Here is a 16,724-nt window from a genome sequence, read left to right on the forward strand (position 1 = left end):
GCACATTTTTTCAGATAATCTTGCATTTATTTCGAGAGTGTAGGCTCATTCCCATCGGCAAAGCCGATTACAATCCTTCCTTGCTCGCGTAGCGAGTGGTCTGTGGAGCTCGGGCAGACCTGCGAGTGGAACGAGCCGCTAGGAATGGTACAATAATATAGATAAGTACAAGGAGGAGCTTAGGAGTCATGAGATTTTTAGGAAATGTAATATGGATTATTTGTGGGGGGATTGTTGAGTGCCATAGGATGGTGGCTTGCAGGTGCTTTGTGGTGCATCACAATCATAGGGATTCCTTTCGGAAAGCAGTTTTTCAAGATTGCCGGGCTGGCGCTGGCGCCGTTTGGAAAGGATATTGTGAGGGTTCGACGAGTTTAGTATATGATTATATGGAGGAATGTGCTTGCTGCGGCAGGTGCATTCTTTTTTTGGTGGATTTGTATATTGAATAATACGGATAGTAGGATATAATACATTTATGTTGATTGCGGATGAAGTACGGGTATACGGATTGGAAGCTTAGGTAAGATGAAAATGATGGTTCGAGAATATTTCATTGTAATATATGAGAGGAGAGGTCAATTAGCCGAATTGACAATTACACGATGACGTGTTAAAGTCAAATTGAGGTGAAAATTATGGTTGATTTTTATACGGTAACTGAATATGCAGAACTTACAGGCAAAGACACAGGGAATATAAGGAGAATGCTTATTAAAGGAGATTTGATAGGCGAGAAGGTTGGTAGACAGTGGTTGATACCTAAGGATGCAGTCATTCCTGAAGATAGACGAGTAAAAACTGGCAACTACAGAAATTGGCGAAAAAAGGTAACGGTTAACCAGCAAAATCCAAGCTTGATGCGCTCACTTCATAAGATGTGTGTTCAGCTGAGTGAAACATATGGTAATACATTGGAAAAAATTGTGCTCTATGGTTCATATGCCAGAGGAGAGGAGACACCTGAGTCGGATGTTGATATTGCAGTTATTCTTAAATCCGGAAACACAGAGGAAATGCATAACAAGATGGTTGATATCGTCGTGGATTACGAGCTTGATTTAGCGGTGACACTGTCAGTTGTGCCGATAGAATATGATCAATATATAGAATGGAATAAGACGCTACCATTTTATAAAAATGTTGAAAAGGAAGGAATAATTTTATGGAAGGCAGTTTGATGGAGCTTTCGAAGTATAGATTTGAAACAGCGCAGGAAGATTTATATGATGCAAAGTTGATGCTTGAAAATGGTAGATATAAAAATGCATTGAATAGAGGTTATTATTCAATTTTCCATGCGATAAGATCAGTAAATGCCTTAGATGGGTTCGATAGTAGTAAACATAGTGGAGTAATAGCTCACTTTAATCAGGAATACGTTAAAAATGAAGTGTTTCCTAAAGAATTATCTAAGCTTATTAAAGAGGCATCTGAGAATAGAGAAAAAGCTGATTATTTAGATTTTTTTATAGCTTCAAAAGATGAAGCTGAGAGACAGATATCTAGAGCAGAAAAGGTGATTGACTACATCGAAAGATATTTGCGTGAAGCTGGAGTGCTTTAGTTAATGATGCAATTTGAACAAGGTAAGGTTAAGGGAGAAGTAAAATGACAGAACAAACAATACAGCGAATTAGGAAATTTACAGAGGATAGGGAGTGGGAGCAGTTTCATACTCCTGCCAACTTAGCGAAGTCTATTTCGATTGAGGCCAGTGAGCTTTTGGAGTGTTTCCAGTGGAGTGATGAGGATTATGATTTGGAGCATGTGAAGGAAGAGCTGGCTGATGTCTTGGTATATTGCAGAGATATGCTGGATGCCTTGGGGCTTGATGAAGACGATATCGTAAATGCGAAGATGACAAAAAATGAGGCAAAGTATCCAGCAGATAAGGCAAAAGGGAGCAATAAGAAGTATACTGAGTCGTAGGGGGATTCGGATGTTCTTTAAGAAAAGAGTGTCAATGAAAACTTATGATAAGACCAGTGTGAAGCCCCAGGGAAATGGGAATGTGTCGCAGGGAAAGTGAGGAGAGTACAAGGAATGCGCTTTTAATGTGCATTCCTTTTATTAGGTTGACAAATCCGTATAAAAGAATATAATTAGTACATAGAAAACGGATTGAATACGATTATACGAATTTAATGCGTGCTAGTTATGGAGTAATAATGGGTAAGTCAGATGTTATAAGCTGCAATGTTATGGATAATCCAGCATACTTTGCAGACACTATCAATAATGGATTATTTGGTGGAAAGGAGCTTGTGAGGCCGGAGAATCTTAGAGAGTTGGATTCCACAGAAAGTGCTATTTTAGAAGATGCATTTAAAGACATTGTTCCATTTAAAAAGGAGAGAGATATCTTAAAAAGAGCTAAATTTCTTAGGGATGATGTGGCTACATATGTTATCATAGGAATAGAAAATCAGACAGAAATTGATTATGCAATGCCGGTAAGGAATTTCTGCTATGATGCCTTGAGATATGTTAAACAGATAGAAGCTATTTCATCTGCTAACAGAACATCAGCAGCTAATGGGAAAAAGAGTAGTTTAAGTAAGGCAGAATTTTTGTCTGGTATTAGAAAAGATGATAAAATAGAACCAATAATTACACTTACCGTATATTATGGTACCAAGGAATGGGATGGTCCTTTATCATTACATGAAATGTTCTCAGATCAGGTGAGTCCAGAAATTTTATCTTTAGTTTCTGATTATCGCCTTAATCTATTGGAACCTAAGAAGATTTCAAGCTGGGTTAATTTTAAGACCGATGTTGGCATTTTGTTTGAGCTGATTTCCGCTTCAGACAAAAAGAATGGAATTAAAGAGCTTGTTATGAATAGCCCAGAAAGATACTCTGATGTAAATAATGATATAATTAGGGCTATCAATTTCTATACAAAGTGTAAGTTACCAGTAAATGAGTTGGAGGAGAGTACAAATATGTGCTATGCATGGGAAAGCTCTATGAATGAGGCTAAGGATGAGGGCAGAGAAGAAGGTAGAGTGGAAGGCAGAGTGGAAGGAAAAGAAGAGCTTATGCAATTATTTTCTTGGTTAAAAGAAGCAGGTCGTCTTGAGGAAGCTATTGCTATTATGGATCAAGAGAATATAGATCTTAGAAATAAATTATTTGAAGAATTTAAAGCTAATTAATTATATCAAGTGAGGATATTATGACTATAAGCGATAGAGTTTTTGAGAAGCTTCAGGAACAGGGGATGACACAGAAGGAGTTTTCAGCGCAGACAGGGATTCCAGAGAGCACAGTTAGTGACTGGAGAAAAAAGAAGACAAACCCAGCTGCGGATAAGATTTTGATTATCTGCAAGGTTCTTGGTGTTACGCCTGAGTGGATATTATCTGGAATAGATGCAGATGGCGGCAGAAGCAAACCAGTGGATTATTATATTGTGGAGAAATCTTCTGAACAAGGTAAGCTAATCGAGACCTTTAACAATATGTCAGGTAGGGATAAAACATATCTTTTAGGATATATAGAAGCTTTTAAGAATATGCAAAAATAGGGAGTTAATGTGCCTGTTCCCATTTTGGAGGATTAAAATGAAATTACTAAAAGGAAGACCAGATAATTGTGAAGGAAGACAACAAAGAGAAATTCGTACCTACGATTTTTTGGATAATCTTGGAATTGAGTATGAAAGAACAGATCATGAAGCAGCAGGAACTATGGATGTCTGCAACGAGATTGATAAAATTTTGGATGTAACAATTTGCAAGAATCTATTCTTGTGTAATAAGCAGAAGACTAAGTTCTATTTGCTTATGATGCCAGGAGATAAGAAATTTAAAACAAAGGAGCTATCTAGTCAGATTAATTCTGCCAGACTTTCATTTGCATCTCCAGAAGATATGCTGAAATACCTTGATATTGAGCCAGGCTCAGTAAGCATTATGGGATTAATGAATGATAAAGAACATGCAGTTAAGCTTCTTGTAGATGAAGATGTAAAAAAAGATGAGTATATTGGTTGTCATCCATGTATTAACACATCTAGCTTAAAGATAAAAACTGTAGATATTTTTGATAAATTCCTCCCCGCTGTAGGCCATGAACCAGAGATTGTACACTTGGTGGGAGAAGAATAATGATTATTTCACAAAGCTACCTCATTTTGAGATTACCTCATTTTGAGATAGCTTTTTATTTTTCCAAATAGGAGAAATAAAATACTCCTAATCACCAATTTTGTACTGTTGTACTTAAATAAGATAACCTATAATCAAATCAACAACACAGAAGTGTTATACTATTTTCAAATAATGATTGTAGAAAGGATGTTTATTATGAGTAAAAAATTATACAAGAGTTCAGACAGAAAGCTTTGTGGTGTTTGCGGTGGTATAGCAAATTATTTTGACATTGATCCTACAGTGGTTAGATTGCTTTGGGTATTATTTACACTGGCAGGTGGGTCAGGAATTCTTGCTTATATTATTGCTGCAATCATCATGGATGACGAGCCAGATTACATCGATATGAATAATTAAGAAAGGATGAGGGAGAGAAATATTGACTGAGACAACTACAAAGCGTTGGGGACTTATTACAAAAGTCCTTTTAATGGTATTTCTTATTGTTTTTTCTTACTGTGTGGCTTCTGCCAAAACTGAGAACCTGCCTGTGTTTGGTGGTTCTGTAGAAACACTCGAAGAGGCTAAAACTACTGTTATGGGTATAGCAGGGGCAACTATTGCAATGTCTGTAGTTATCACTTTTTTGCCAGACGATTATGCTACTCCTTTGGCAGATTCACTGGCGGACATGAATAAATATTTCATTTTGATGCTTGGAATGATTATGTTTGAAAAGCTCCTTGTTATCAAAGGTGTACCACTAGTTTTTAAATTTGTTATTCCAGTGGCAATTATACTGCTTTTAGCTTATATGTTTACCAAGAAAGAATTTTTAAGAGCTTTATCTATGAAGATATTTGCATTGGCAGTTGTTCTTGTCTTGGTAGTGCCATGCGGTACGGCCTTATCTGAAAAGATTTGTGCAGATTACATGCCTTATGTGGAAGAAACTGTTAACCTTGCAGAGGATGGTGCCAAAAATGTAGAAGGAATTTCTGAGACCACTTCTGATAAAGGTTTCTTTGAGAAGATTTCTGTGGCTTTCCAGTCAGCTATTGATGGTGTAAAGGATCTTTTTGATTATTACAAGGGCATTATTCAGAAATTTATCGTAGCTATTGTTATTTTGATAATAGCCTACTGTGTTATTCCGGTTTTAACTTTTGCATTGCTTCTTTGGATATTGAACCAACTGTTTCAGTTTAGCAGCTTTAAAATCAGAATGAGGAGTGGAGGCGATGAATAAGACTAATATACAGAAGGCTGTTTGCGCTGTTTTGCTGGTAGCAACACTTTCGATTATTATTGCATACAATGTTAGGAAAGATAATGACACCACCAGATTTGATGATGGCATTGAAATGATTGAGCCTAACACAATTAAGCTAGATGGCAGCGGAGTGAGAGTGTCATTTTCTGATGTTATTCTTTCAAAGCCAAATGAGACCAGGAAGCTTGTGGCATACGAAGTGACTGGTGATGTGAGCTACACCATTGAAGACAGAATGCTTGATTCACTGGACTGGGACCCAACTAAGAAATATCAGACTGTCACATATAAAGGCAAAGGAAGTTTTGTTGTAGACCTTGATAAACTTAATAAATCTAATATTATTGATGATGAAGAAAACAAGGTTCTGACTATAAAGATTAAGCATCCATATCTGGATACAATCGAAATAGATCCAGATAAGGTGGAGATTGGTAGTCAGAAAAGTGGTTTCTTTACAATTGGTTCTATTAAGCTTACAGTACAGGATTACAATACCATTGAAAAGGAATTAAGCAGAAGACTTAAAGAGAGCTTTAATGAAGCTTCCAATGGACAAAAAGCAGATGATTTGGCGTTGAAAGCTGTGTATGATATTTATGAGCCTGTTGTGAAGGCGGTAGATAACAGATATACTTTAAAGATAGAATTTAGTAACTAACAGATAAGGAATCATACATGGAAGAAAAGCAGCACAAAAGAAGAGTTCGTTATTCAGGAAAATACCCAAAGAAATTCGAGGAAAAATATAAGGAACACAACCCAGAAAAATACAAGGACACCATAGAACGAGTTATAAGTAAAGGCTCTACTCCAGCTGGAATGCATATTTCGATTATGGTGAAGGAGATTTTAGATTTCCTTCAGATAAAGCCAGGTCAGCAGGGGTTGGATTGCACCTTAGGATACGGTGGTCACACTAGAAAAATGCTTGAGCAGCTTCAGGGGAATGGTTGTGTTTATGGACTAGATGTAGATCCTATTGAATCCGCAAAGACGGTAGAACGCCTTCGCGGATTTGGTTTTGGTGAAGACAATTTTCAGTTCAGACTTATTAATTTTGCAAATATAGATAAAGTGGCTGAGGAAGCAGGACAGTTTGATTTTGTTCTGGCTGATCTTGGGGTTTCTTCTATGCAGATTGATAATCCTGAAAGAGGATTCTCATATAAGATAGATGGTCCACTTGATTTGCGTCTTGATCCGAAACATGGCGAATCAGCGGCTGAGCGTTTACACAATATTACTGAAGAAGAGTTTGTTGGAATGATGGTGGAAAATTCCGACGAACCATACGCCGAGGAGATTGCTCATAAGGTATTTACTCTAATGTCAAAGGGGAATCCTATGGATACCACTACAGCTCTTCGAGAGGCTATTACAGAGGCACTTTGGAAAGTACCTAAGGATGAGAAGGAGCAGGCAGTTAAGAAAAGCTGTGCCAGAGTTTTCCAGGCACTTCGTATAGATGTTAACAGCGAATTCGAGGTGTTGTATTCATTTCTTGAAAAGCTTCCTGGCATTTTAAAACCAGGTGGACGAGTTGCAATTCTGACTTTCCATTCTGGAGAGGACAGACTTGTAAAAAAATCATTTAAAGAGCTTGCTAGAGAGGGTGTTTATTCTGAAGTTTCATCGGATGTAATTCGACCATCAGCAGAGGAATGTAGAATCAATCCTAGAAGCAAATCAACTAAGATGAGATGGGCAATCAAGGCATAGTTTCAAAGCATTGGACAGGGATGGTTTTCAGCCAATTGGACAAATATAAAAAAGTATTGCGAATATTTGTTTTACGGTTGACAATCCACCTAATCCAATGATATATTATACGAGTCGCTTGAAGCGGTAATAAAACGCTAAAAGCTCTGGGATCTTAGCTCAGCTGGGAGAGCATCTGCCTTACAAGCAGGGGGTCACAGGTTCGAGCCCTGTAGGTCCCATTCAGTTAATTAAATATTTGTCGATGCGGCGAGATAGCTCAGTTGGCTAGAGCACGCGGTTCATACCCGCGGTGTCGAGGGTTCGAATCCCCCTCTCGCTACTAAAAAATAAGCTAGACCATTTGGTCTAGCTTATTTTTTATGTTGCTAGATATGGATTTAATTCAATCAAACCGCGGGTTTCCCGCGGCTTCGAGGGGCGAGCGTGGTCCGGGGGACCACATGGTTGCGAGCCGACCGAGCCGGCAGGTGAGACTCGAATCCCCCTTTCTTATGAAATATTACACAAATGTTAAATTAATATTGCATATTATGACATTTGTTGCTAAAATACTAGACAGGGGTTATTGCGGTGTCTATTTAAAATAGACAACCCCATATTTTACGAAAAGGAGAAGATGTTAATGAAACAAAGCAAAAGGATTTTAGCCAAAGCTTTAGCATTTGGTCTTGTTGTTACATCCTTTGGGATGACAATGAAGGCTGATGTAGAGGCTGCAGGCGACACAGCCCACATTTCTGATGGCTGGTACTACATCAAGGGAGTGCAGTCACAGAAGTACCTCACTGTTGAGGGGAACAAAGCCAGCGGATGGACAAATGTATGTATCAGCTCTGGCACAGGCGTAGAAGGACAGAAGTGGTATGTAACAAATACAAATGACGGTTATATCAACCTTACTTCAGGTCTCGGCAACTACATGCTTGATGTAGCAAATGGAGAGGATATAGATTCTGCAAATGTTGGAATCTATCAGGGCTACGGCGGAAATGCCCAGAAGTTTGTTGTTAAGACAACAGATAATAACGGTATTTATAGTATCGCTACAAAGGCTTCAAATGCAGCACGCAATCTTGATGTGAGCGGAAAGAAGACAGCTGACGGTACAAATGTAATTCAGTATAGAGCAAGTGGAAATCAGAATCAGCAGTGGCAGTTTGAGTCTGTTGATGGTCAGGCGCAGGAGACACAGCCTACAGCTGCTCCAACACCAACTCCAACTCCACAGCCAACTCAGACACCAGCTGCATCTACAAAGGGACTTGAGCTTTCTTATACTATAAATAACTGGGGCTCTGTTTATCAGATTAGCTATAAAATTACTAACAAGACAGGCAGCACAGTAAACGGCTGGACACTTAAGGTTAACAAGAATCAGGTTAACATCGGCGCAAGCTGGAATGTAAACGTTAAGACAAGCGGAAATTACTATGTAATCACACCTGTTGAGTGGAACAAGACAATTGCCAACGGCGCAAGCGTAGAGTTTGGTTCACAGGGTACAGGTTCTATTGGGGATAAGTTCGATTATGAGTTCGAGGGCGCTGCTACAGTTCAGCCAACTCAGGCACCAGCTCCAACTACAACTCCTGTACCTACAACAACTCCAAAGCCAACACCAACACCTACACCAGCACCAACACAGAATCCACACTACAATCCAACTGCAACAATCAGCAATTCAATTCCTTCAAAGTATTCTGCAGTTAGAAGTGGTGCGGGATCAGGTAAGATTGTAAATATCTCGTATACAGCACATGATTATTCCGCAAATAATCGAACATACACAAAGAGAGCAAATGTATACTTACCAGCAGGTTATGATAGCAGCAAGAAATATCCAGTTCTTTACCTACTCCATGGTATTGGTGGAAATGAGAATGAGTGGGGCTTGACTGGAAATAACTCACAGGTAAAGGCTATTATGGACAACCTTACATATTATGGTGATATCGATGGATTCATCGTTGTAACACCAAATGGTAAGGCATCAGCAAGTGGATCTACAGATTCCTTCTATAACTTTGGTAAGGAGCTTAGAAACGACCTTATCCCATATATTGATTCTCACTACAGCACATACACTGACAGAGAGCACAGAGCTTGTGCAGGTCTTTCAATGGGCGGTATGCAGACAATCAATATTGGTATTGGTGAGTGTGTAGACTTATTTGGATATTTCGGAGCTTTCTCAGCTGCACCTACAAGTAACACAGCAGCTAAGACAGCTGATATTCTAAAGAACAACAAGTATCCAATTTACTACTTCTACAACATTTGTGGTCTCCAGGATGGTATAGCTTACTCAAGCGCATCTACTGCAGCTAAGAACCTTCCATCAGTTTGTAACCAGTTCAAGAATGGTCAGAATTTTATGTGGCAGGAGCTTAACGGCGGACATGACTTTAATATTTGGTATCTTGGTTTCTATAACTTTGCACAAATAGCATTCAAAAAATAATTTAGTTATTTTAGGGAATCCTGAGGGGTTCCCTTTTTTGTTGTGAATTCAATGTGAAAAAAGAAAATCAATACTGTGAAACCCATTGAAAAAAAATCTGCGTGTGATAACTTTGAAAATGAAAATGGTTCTAAAAATTAAAAAGGGAGTGTAATAATCATCGCTTTGATAGGAGACTAAACTATGAAGAAGATTATTTTTACACTCACAGTTTTGGTAATGATTTTTGCATTGCCAAAGAGTAGTATTATTGCAAATGCTACTGAGATTACAGATTTTGATCCGGTGTATTATGCGGCCAATAATCCTGACGTAGTGGAGACATTTGGAAATGATCCTCAGATTTTACTGGCACATTATATAAATTGTGGTCAGGCTGAGGGACGTTATAAAAATGCAAATGAAGAAGCTAATGGGATTGTGGTATCGCCAGAAGTGATAGCACCAGAAGTAATAGATCCGTCGGATACCAAGCAGGCTGTGGTTGAGGCACCTAGCCTTATCGGCACAGTGTTTGAAAATCTACCATATCCTACCTATGTAGATGTAGATATCGATAATCAGACGGTTTCCTATTTTGAAAACAATGTTTTGGTAATGCAAAGCCCTTGTGTCACAGGAAAGACTTCAGCTCATCGGGGAACACCAAAGGGTACATATTCTATTAAGGCTCATATTCCTGGTAAGACTCTCAGGGGGCCTACCTGGAAAGTATGGGTTGATTATTGGATGAGATTTACAGATTCCAATATAGGCCTTCATGATGCAACATGGCGTTCGGAAGAAGAGTTTGGAGGGGATACATACGTTAACCATGGTTCTCACGGCTGTGTAAATCTTCCTTATGAATTTGCATCGCAGTTGTTTAATAAAGTAAATATTGGAACTAAAGTTGTAGTAAGGTAGTTAAAATTTTGTTGCAGCGCATTTAGGGGTATGTGCATGCGGATATGGAGGAGTTGGGTTATGGAAGTTATGGTTAAGGGGAAAGATGATAAGACAGCTGCCAGTGAATACTATGATTTATATCTTTCTATCCGAAAAGCATTGCGCGAAGGAAAGATGGAGATAAGTGATGCAGAAGCATATCTGGCATATAAGGAACTTCTGCTTACTAAGAAAGCGAAGCAGCTGGCACAGGAAATGATAAAGCATATAAAAGAGTAAAGAAAATGGCTATATAAAATATTCAGTTGTTGCTGATATTTATATCACTTATAATATAATAAAATTGAAATTGATTGCTGCTGGGGTTGGCCCGGCAGCACTTTTTGTACAGGAGAATTGTTATGATTAAGATCTTATTTGTTTGCCATGGTTCGATTTGTAGATCTCCGATGGCTAAATATGTTCTGCAGGATATGGTAGATAAACGAGGTATAGCACAGGATTTCTTTATTGATTGTGCAGCTATGACTTACGAGGAGATAGGAAATCCAGTATATCCACCTGTGCGTCAGGTATTGAATAGCCATGATATAAATTGTGATGGTTATGCAGCTCGTCATGTTCGTAAAGACGAATATCGTGAATACGATTATATTATTGGCATGGACGCAGAAAATATGCGAGACCTGGCATATGAATTTGGACCTGATCCAGATGGAAAGATTTATAGGCTTCTAGATTTTACAGACAGACCAAGAGATATTGCAGACCCTTGGTACACAAGAAAGTTTGATGATTGTTATGAAGATGTAATCAGGGGCTGTGAAGGCTTATTAAAGCGTTTGGGATATTAGAGTATATATGCTTAAGGATAAAGATATAAGAGAAGCTTTATTTGACTATTTAGAGCTTGAATACGGCAAGACAAGAATCTATGAAGAAAAGATGATAGGCAAGTCTCGCGCAGATGTTTATATGGTAATTACGGGTGCTTTGATTGGCATTGAGATTAAATCTGATGCTGACACCTATACACGTCTGGATAGTCAGATAAAAGATTATGATAAATATTTTGATTATAATTTAGTTGTGGTAGGAAGCAGTCATGCCAGCCATATAGAGGAGCATGTTCCAGATTATTGGGGCATCATCACAGTGGATGAGATAGATGGAAAAGCCGATTTCTATTTTCTGAGACAGCCAGAGCATAATAAGAAGATGAAAATAGAAAGAAAGCTGGAGTTACTTTGGAGACCGGAGCTTGGAATTATTTTGGAAAGATTTGGTATGCCAAAGTATGCTGGGCAAAGTAAGCCATTTGTGAGAAAGAAGATAATAGAATGGACAAAGACTCCACCTACAAAGGCAGAAGTTACCAGGATAAAAAGGGCTGCAAGGGAAGCAGGAGTGGAACCTGATATACCAGAGACAAAGCTCAATCCTCTTGAATTAAATGATGAGATTAGCGAGCTTTTATTTGAAAGGGATTATGAAAAGCTTCTTGCAGATATAAAGGAATATCAGAAGGAAAAGAATCCTCGCAGGAGAGGAACGAAAAAGTCTACCAGAGTTCGAAGAATTAGAAAACTTGCCAAGAAACAATAGCATTATGACAACTTAGATGAGAGAATCTGACTAAAAGTTAGGTTCTCTTTTAATTTTATATTGATATTTATTCATTTTGTGTTAATATATATGCATAAAAATTCAGAACAGGGGAATAAAAATTCATGAAGAAGAAATTATCTCTTATCCTTATAGCTATGACAGCAGCTTTGTTTGTAGCCTGCGGAACAGCTGATAAGGACACAGGAAAACAGATTCAATCACTGGATGATTTGAATGGTGCACGCATTGGTGTACAGCTTGGAACAATTGGTGATATTTATGCATCTGATATGGAGGGCGACGAAGCTGGCACTACTATCGAGCGATACAACAAGCTTACAGATGCAGTGCAGGCATTAAGACAGGGGAAGATTGACTGCGTTATCGTAGATGAGCAGCCAGCTATTGCCACTACAGAGGGCGAAGCAAATCTTGAAATCCTTGATGAACCATTTACAACAGAAGATTATGCAATCTGTATTGCAAAGGATAATGAGGAGCTTCTTGAAAAGGTAAACGGTGCACTTTCAGAATTAATGGAAGATGGCACTTTAGAGCAGATTACTAAGAATTATATTGGCGCTGAGACAAAGGGAACCTGCCCTTATGAGACTCCAGCTGGTACTGTATATGACAATGGTAAGCTTGTTGTTGTATCAAACGTTGCTTTCCCACCTTATGAATATTATGAAAATGGTGAAGCGGTTGGTATCGATATGGAGCTTATTAAGGCTATCGGCGATAAGCTTGGTATGGAGATTGAAATCGAAGATATCGAGTTTGATAGTATTATCAACGCTGTAAGCTCACACAAGGCAGACCTTGGTATCGCCGGAATGACAAAGACAGAGGAGCGTCTTAAGTCGATTAACTTTTCTGAATCATACGTAAAGACGAAGCAGGTAATTATTGTAAATAATGGCGCAGCAGCTGGCAGCAGCATCAGCTTTACAGATAATCTTAAGAGAAACTTTGTTGATGACAGCAGATGGACATACCTTGTAAAGGGTCTTGTTAACACACTTATAATTGCCCTTTGTGCCGTACTTGCAGGTATGATTATTGGTTTCATCGTAGCCATTGTTCGTGTTACTTACGATAAGACTGGAGGATGGGCGATTGCAAATGCTATTTGTAAGCTTTATCTCACAATCATTCGTGGAACTCCTATGATGATTCAGCTTTTGATTATTTATTATGTAGTATTTAAGTCAGTTAATGTTCCAAAGCTTCTTGTGGCTATTATCGCATTTGCGATAAATTCAGGAGCTTACGTTGCAGAAATTATGCGTGGTGGAATTATGTCAATCGATGGTGGTCAGATGGAGGCAGGACGAAGCCTTGGTCTTAACTATAAGCAGACAATGATTTCAATCATTTTGCCACAGGCTATCAAGAACGTACTTCCAGCACTTGGAAACGAGTTTATTTCACTTATTAAGGAAACATCAATCTGTGGTTACATTGGTCTTATGGACCTTACACGTGGTGGTGATATTATCAGAAGTATCACTTATGAGGCATTCCTTCCACTGATTGCAGTTGCACTTATTTATCTGATTATTGTTCAGGTTCTTAACATGGGAGTTGGAAAGCTTGAAAAGAATTTGAGAAAGAGTGAACGATAATATAAGGAGAGAATAAAATGGCTAATGAAGTTTTAATAAAGGTTGAGAATCTTTCAAAATCTTTTGGAGATAATGAGGTTCTTTCAAATGTAAATATGCAGATTGAAAAGGGCGAGGTTATCGCCATCATCGGTCCATCTGGTTGTGGTAAATCTACCTTCATCCGTACCTTAAACCAGCTTGAGGATGTTTCAGGCGGTGCTATTTATCTTGATGGCGAAGACATTACAAAAAAGGGAGTTGATATAAATGATGTTCGCCGTCGTGTGGGAATGGTGTTCCAGCATTTTAATCTTTTCCCACATCTTACTATCAAGAAGAATCTTACACTTGCACCAGTAAAGCTTGGGCTTATGAGTCAGTCTGAAGCAGATGCAAAGGCTGAAGAGCTCTTAGAAAGAGTTGGACTTTCTGACAAGGCAGAAGCTTATCCAGACAGTCTTTCTGGCGGACAGAAGCAGCGTATCGCTATTGCACGTACACTTGCCATGAATCCAGAGGTTATTCTTTTTGATGAGCCAACAAGTGCTCTTGATCCAGAAATGGTAGGCGAGGTTTTTTCACTTATGAAGGAACTTGCTGACGACGGTATGACAATGGTGGTTGTTACTCATGAGATGGGATTTGCAAAAGAGGTTGCGGATCGTGTAATGTTCTTTGATGAAAAGGGAATTAAAGAGGAGGGTACTCCTGCTGAGATTTTCGGATTTCCAAAGAGTCAGCGATTACAGGATTTCTTATCTAAGGTTTTATAACACATGGAGCTTCTTCAAAATTGGAGAAGCTCTTTTTTTTATGTCTTAAAGTAGTATAATGATATGAGTTACTTTGATTTAGGAGATGATTAGAAATGGAATCTACACTTAGAAGAACATGGGCTGAAATCAATCTAGATTCAATTGCCTATAATTATAAAAAAATACGTGAAAAGATAGGACCTAATGTAAAGTTCTTAGGAGTTGTAAAGGCTGATGCCTATGGACATGGAAGTATTCAGGTAAGTCAGCTTCTGGAGGAGCTAGGAGCTGATTATTTGGCTGTAAGTAGTGCAGATGAAGCACTGGAGCTTCGTGTAAATGGAATAAAAATGCCTATTCTTATTCTTGGACATACTCCAAAGGAGCAGGTTGGTCGCCTCATTGAATATAATATTACACAGGCCATCACCTGTAAGGCTAAGGCTGATGAATACAGTGCTGAAGCTGTTAAGTGTGGTGGCACTTTAAAGGTTCATATCAAAGTGGACACAGGTATGTCTAGACTTGGATATCTCTGTGATAATGGTTATTTTGATACTGGTGTAGATGGAATTGTGGAAGCATGCAATATGCCAGGTCTTGAGGCAGAGGGAATTTTCACTCACTTTGCAGTTGCAGATGAGCATGGCGAGGATTGTGATAAATATACTAAGCATCAGTTTGAACTTTTTACAGGTGTTATTGAGTCAGTGGAAGAGAAGCTTGGCAGAAAGTTTGCCATCCGCCACTGTGCAAATACAGGAGCTACAGTAAGATATACAGAGACTTATCTTGATATGGTGCGCCCAGGTCTTTTGCTTTACGGATATGGTGAGTTCGCCCATGAGATGGGGCTTAAGCCAGCTATGACTATGAAGACAACCGTCAGCACCATCAAAATCTATCCAGAGGGAACAGCTATTAGTTATGGGGGCATCTTCGTCACAGACAAGACTACACGTATTGGTGTTCTTCCTTATGGTTATGCAGATGGATTCCTTCGCAGTCTTTCGAATAAGTGCAGTCTATACACAAAAGAAGGTCCAGCAAAGCTTCGAGGAAAGATTTGTATGGATATGTGTATGATTGATATTACTGACATGCCTACAGTTGATGTTGGAAGTGAGGTTGAAATCTTCGGAGAGAAGAATTCTATTGATGAGCTTTCTGATATTGCAGGAACAATTCCTTATGAATTGACTTGTGCTGTAAGTAAGAGAGTACCTCGTATATATATACGTAATGGAGAAGTAATCGAAAAAGAATTAATGTTAAGAATGTAATAATAAAAGACATCTTGTAACTATCAAGCTCTTGAAATTACTTTAGCGAGACGTGTTGTCGAGCGGAGTAATTCAAGGCTTGAGAGTGTAACAAGATGTCTTCTTTATTAGAAAGGCTCTTTTTTGTCTTTTAAGATTCTATATACACCTACAAGGCTTGTAATTAATGAGAAGCAATCAAATGCAAATACTGTCCAGTTTCTAAGTACAAAATCGTAAGTTCCAAAGCTTAAAATACTTCCAATACAACCAAGCTTTATTACAAGTGGATTTTTAGAGCTAAGTGTAAGAGTAATAAGTGTAGCTGCAACAAATGGAAGCCAGTCCATAAGTCCGTGTGTGCCAGCTTTCTGGGGAAGCCATGTGAACCAAACATTGTATAAAGAAATATACGTAATTACGAACTGAAGAACGATAAAGAAAATCTTTAATGGAGTAGTAAATTTCCATTTTAGACAAACCGTGTTTCTTATTAAGCTCACGATATTTCCGACTACCGCAGCGATTCCGCCGATGCAGGCGTATGAAATAATAAAAAATATAAACTGCACATTCTGTGCTATAAGCATGCCTCTTTTTGTCTTTAAATAGCCAATTCCTACCATTAAAATACAGGCGAGGATGGCGAATATCTGACTTACAATAAATAAATTCATTCTATCACGTATAATCCAATCATCAAAATAGTGATTGGATTTTTCCTTTCTCCCAGGTTCTCTGGGCATATTTCAATCCTTTTTGATATATTTATTTTTAGGCACTGTGGATCTGTTTCTATTGTTTTACAGCTTTGACTGGTACGAGGTGACTCAGACCACAGTTATTCGTCTATTACTGGTAATTAGTTTGTTAACGCTTGACGTTTGTATTTACGTGATTACACAGCCGATTCTTTCTGTGGAAGACAACAGTGCCACTATACTAAAAAGGGAGGTAATTTTTATGCCTATGTACTTTGTTGGAATTGATATTTCCAAGTACAAACATGATTGCTGTATTATAGCTGCAGACAATCAAT

The 16,724-nt window shown here is 38.4% G+C and carries 21 protein-coding genes and 2 tRNA genes; 22 read left to right on the top strand and 1 reads right to left on the bottom strand.

Translation table 11 applies throughout. The features are described from left to right. Positions 1-222 precede the first annotated feature (222 nt). The 21 genes from BUA88_RS16730 to alr all read left to right on the top strand — a co-directional run bounded on the left by BUA88_RS16730 (position 223) and on the right by alr (position 15,706). Positions 223-378, top strand: a complete 156-nt coding sequence (locus tag BUA88_RS16730; protein WP_334292450.1) for a YccF domain-containing protein — start codon at positions 223-225, stop codon at positions 376-378. A gap of 260 nt (positions 379-638) precedes the next feature. Beyond that, positions 639-1,181 (top strand): nucleotidyltransferase domain-containing protein, encoded by a 543-nt coding sequence (locus BUA88_RS16070; RefSeq protein WP_143151447.1) that lies wholly within the window; start codon positions 639-641, stop codon positions 1,179-1,181. Beyond that, on the top strand, positions 1,166-1,567 hold the full coding sequence (locus BUA88_RS13570) for a HEPN domain-containing protein (protein WP_072918953.1): 402 nt from the start codon (positions 1,166-1,168) through the stop codon (positions 1,565-1,567). The genes BUA88_RS16070 and BUA88_RS13570 overlap by 16 nt, the downstream gene beginning before the upstream one ends. Before the next feature lie 44 nt (positions 1,568-1,611). After that, positions 1,612-1,932: a nucleotide pyrophosphohydrolase gene (locus BUA88_RS13575; RefSeq protein WP_072918954.1), complete on the top strand. Its 321-nt coding sequence runs from the start codon at positions 1,612-1,614 to the stop codon at positions 1,930-1,932. 239 nt (positions 1,933-2,171) lie between these two features. Further along, positions 2,172-3,164 (top strand): RpnC/YadD family protein, encoded by a 993-nt coding sequence (locus BUA88_RS13580; RefSeq protein WP_072918956.1) that lies wholly within the window; start codon positions 2,172-2,174, stop codon positions 3,162-3,164. Between the two features lie 20 nt (positions 3,165-3,184). Next, the gene (locus BUA88_RS13585) at positions 3,185-3,535 is read left to right on the top strand and encodes a helix-turn-helix domain-containing protein (RefSeq protein ID WP_072918958.1); all 351 of its coding nucleotides are present in this window, start codon (positions 3,185-3,187) and stop codon (positions 3,533-3,535) included. 37 nt (positions 3,536-3,572) lie between these two features. Then, positions 3,573-4,118, top strand: a complete 546-nt coding sequence (locus BUA88_RS13590; protein ID WP_072918960.1) for a prolyl-tRNA synthetase associated domain-containing protein — start codon at positions 3,573-3,575, stop codon at positions 4,116-4,118. A gap of 198 nt (positions 4,119-4,316) precedes the next feature. Continuing rightward, the gene (locus tag BUA88_RS13595) at positions 4,317-4,520 is read left to right on the top strand and encodes a PspC domain-containing protein (protein ID WP_072918962.1); all 204 of its coding nucleotides are present in this window, start codon (positions 4,317-4,319) and stop codon (positions 4,518-4,520) included. 22 nt (positions 4,521-4,542) lie between these two features. Further along, positions 4,543-5,352, top strand: coding sequence for a hypothetical protein (locus BUA88_RS13600; RefSeq protein ID WP_072918963.1), 810 nt, complete (start codon positions 4,543-4,545; stop codon positions 5,350-5,352). Then, positions 5,345-6,037, top strand: a complete 693-nt coding sequence (locus tag BUA88_RS13605; protein WP_072918965.1) for a DUF4230 domain-containing protein — start codon at positions 5,345-5,347, stop codon at positions 6,035-6,037. Before BUA88_RS13600 ends, BUA88_RS13605 begins: the two co-directional genes overlap by 8 nt. A gap of 17 nt (positions 6,038-6,054) precedes the next feature. After that, positions 6,055-7,098: a 16S rRNA (cytosine(1402)-N(4))-methyltransferase RsmH gene (gene rsmH, locus BUA88_RS13610; RefSeq protein WP_072918967.1), complete on the top strand. Its 1,044-nt coding sequence runs from the start codon at positions 6,055-6,057 to the stop codon at positions 7,096-7,098. A 148-nt stretch (positions 7,099-7,246) separates the two neighbouring features. After that, positions 7,247-7,319 (top strand) — tRNA-Val (locus tag BUA88_RS13615). Positions 7,320-7,346: 27 nt separating this feature from the next. Further along, positions 7,347-7,420 (top strand) — tRNA-Met (locus tag BUA88_RS13620). A gap of 303 nt (positions 7,421-7,723) precedes the next feature. Then, a complete protein-coding gene (locus BUA88_RS16075) occupies positions 7,724-9,562 on the top strand; it encodes an alpha/beta hydrolase-fold protein (protein WP_072918969.1) in 1,839 nt (612 codons plus the stop codon). Between the two features lie 183 nt (positions 9,563-9,745). Further along, complete coding sequence (locus BUA88_RS13630) at positions 9,746-10,468, top strand: L,D-transpeptidase (RefSeq protein ID WP_072918971.1); 723 nt, start codon at positions 9,746-9,748, stop codon at positions 10,466-10,468. 60 nt (positions 10,469-10,528) lie between these two features. Next, positions 10,529-10,729, top strand: coding sequence for a hypothetical protein (locus BUA88_RS13635; RefSeq protein ID WP_072918973.1), 201 nt, complete (start codon positions 10,529-10,531; stop codon positions 10,727-10,729). Between the two features lie 122 nt (positions 10,730-10,851). Beyond that, positions 10,852-11,304, top strand: a complete 453-nt coding sequence (locus BUA88_RS13640) for a low molecular weight protein-tyrosine-phosphatase (protein ID WP_072918975.1) — start codon at positions 10,852-10,854, stop codon at positions 11,302-11,304. A gap of 7 nt (positions 11,305-11,311) precedes the next feature. Then, positions 11,312-12,055: a sce7726 family protein gene (locus tag BUA88_RS13645; RefSeq protein WP_072918977.1), complete on the top strand. Its 744-nt coding sequence runs from the start codon at positions 11,312-11,314 to the stop codon at positions 12,053-12,055. Positions 12,056-12,180: 125 nt separating this feature from the next. Continuing rightward, on the top strand, positions 12,181-13,686 hold the full coding sequence (locus BUA88_RS13650) for an ABC transporter substrate-binding protein/permease (RefSeq protein ID WP_072918979.1): 1,506 nt from the start codon (positions 12,181-12,183) through the stop codon (positions 13,684-13,686). 17 nt (positions 13,687-13,703) lie between these two features. Continuing rightward, on the top strand, positions 13,704-14,441 hold the full coding sequence (locus tag BUA88_RS13655; protein ID WP_072918980.1) for an amino acid ABC transporter ATP-binding protein: 738 nt from the start codon (positions 13,704-13,706) through the stop codon (positions 14,439-14,441). A 95-nt stretch (positions 14,442-14,536) separates the two neighbouring features. Then, positions 14,537-15,706, top strand: coding sequence for an alanine racemase (alr, locus tag BUA88_RS13660; RefSeq protein WP_072918982.1), 1,170 nt, complete (start codon positions 14,537-14,539; stop codon positions 15,704-15,706). A gap of 107 nt (positions 15,707-15,813) precedes the next feature. Here the strand turns inward: alr and BUA88_RS13665 are convergent, their stop codons facing one another. Next, positions 15,814-16,431, bottom strand: coding sequence for a YgjV family protein (locus tag BUA88_RS13665; protein WP_072918984.1), 618 nt, complete (start codon positions 16,429-16,431; stop codon positions 15,814-15,816). Between the two features lie 52 nt (positions 16,432-16,483). Between BUA88_RS13665 and BUA88_RS16410 the strand changes: the two genes are divergently transcribed. Next, positions 16,484-16,724 (top strand): hypothetical protein (locus BUA88_RS16410; protein WP_207649575.1); only part of this gene is annotated, 241 nt, incomplete at its 3' end.

This window comes from Pseudobutyrivibrio xylanivorans DSM 14809, assembly GCF_900141825.1.
Taxonomy (GTDB): Bacteria; Bacillota; Clostridia; order Lachnospirales; family Lachnospiraceae; genus Pseudobutyrivibrio; species Pseudobutyrivibrio xylanivorans.

Coding starts and splice junctions, on each gene's coding strand:
- BUA88_RS13635 (WP_072918973.1), top strand. CDS start 10,529: ATGGAAGTTATGGTTAAGGGGAAAGATGATAAGACAGCTGCCAGTGAA.
- BUA88_RS13650 (WP_072918979.1), top strand. CDS start 12,181: ATGAAGAAGAAATTATCTCTTATCCTTATAGCTATGACAGCAGCTTTG.
- rsmH (WP_072918967.1), top strand. CDS start 6,055: ATGGAAGAAAAGCAGCACAAAAGAAGAGTTCGTTATTCAGGAAAATAC.
- BUA88_RS13630 (WP_072918971.1), top strand. CDS start 9,746: ATGAAGAAGATTATTTTTACACTCACAGTTTTGGTAATGATTTTTGCA.
- BUA88_RS13575 (WP_072918954.1), top strand. CDS start 1,612: ATGACAGAACAAACAATACAGCGAATTAGGAAATTTACAGAGGATAGG.
- BUA88_RS13585 (WP_072918958.1), top strand. CDS start 3,185: ATGACTATAAGCGATAGAGTTTTTGAGAAGCTTCAGGAACAGGGGATG.
- alr (WP_072918982.1), top strand. CDS start 14,537: ATGGAATCTACACTTAGAAGAACATGGGCTGAAATCAATCTAGATTCA.
- BUA88_RS13655 (WP_072918980.1), top strand. CDS start 13,704: ATGGCTAATGAAGTTTTAATAAAGGTTGAGAATCTTTCAAAATCTTTT.
- BUA88_RS13645 (WP_072918977.1), top strand. CDS start 11,312: ATGCTTAAGGATAAAGATATAAGAGAAGCTTTATTTGACTATTTAGAG.
- BUA88_RS13665 (WP_072918984.1), bottom strand. CDS start 16,431: ATGCCCAGAGAACCTGGGAGAAAGGAAAAATCCAATCACTATTTTGAT.
- BUA88_RS13640 (WP_072918975.1), top strand. CDS start 10,852: ATGATTAAGATCTTATTTGTTTGCCATGGTTCGATTTGTAGATCTCCG.
- BUA88_RS13605 (WP_072918965.1), top strand. CDS start 5,345: ATGAATAAGACTAATATACAGAAGGCTGTTTGCGCTGTTTTGCTGGTA.
- BUA88_RS13595 (WP_072918962.1), top strand. CDS start 4,317: ATGAGTAAAAAATTATACAAGAGTTCAGACAGAAAGCTTTGTGGTGTT.
- BUA88_RS13580 (WP_072918956.1), top strand. CDS start 2,172: ATGGGTAAGTCAGATGTTATAAGCTGCAATGTTATGGATAATCCAGCA.
- BUA88_RS13570 (WP_072918953.1), top strand. CDS start 1,166: ATGGAAGGCAGTTTGATGGAGCTTTCGAAGTATAGATTTGAAACAGCG.
- BUA88_RS16070 (WP_143151447.1), top strand. CDS start 639: ATGGTTGATTTTTATACGGTAACTGAATATGCAGAACTTACAGGCAAA.
- BUA88_RS16075 (WP_072918969.1), top strand. CDS start 7,724: ATGAAACAAAGCAAAAGGATTTTAGCCAAAGCTTTAGCATTTGGTCTT.
- BUA88_RS13590 (WP_072918960.1), top strand. CDS start 3,573: ATGAAATTACTAAAAGGAAGACCAGATAATTGTGAAGGAAGACAACAA.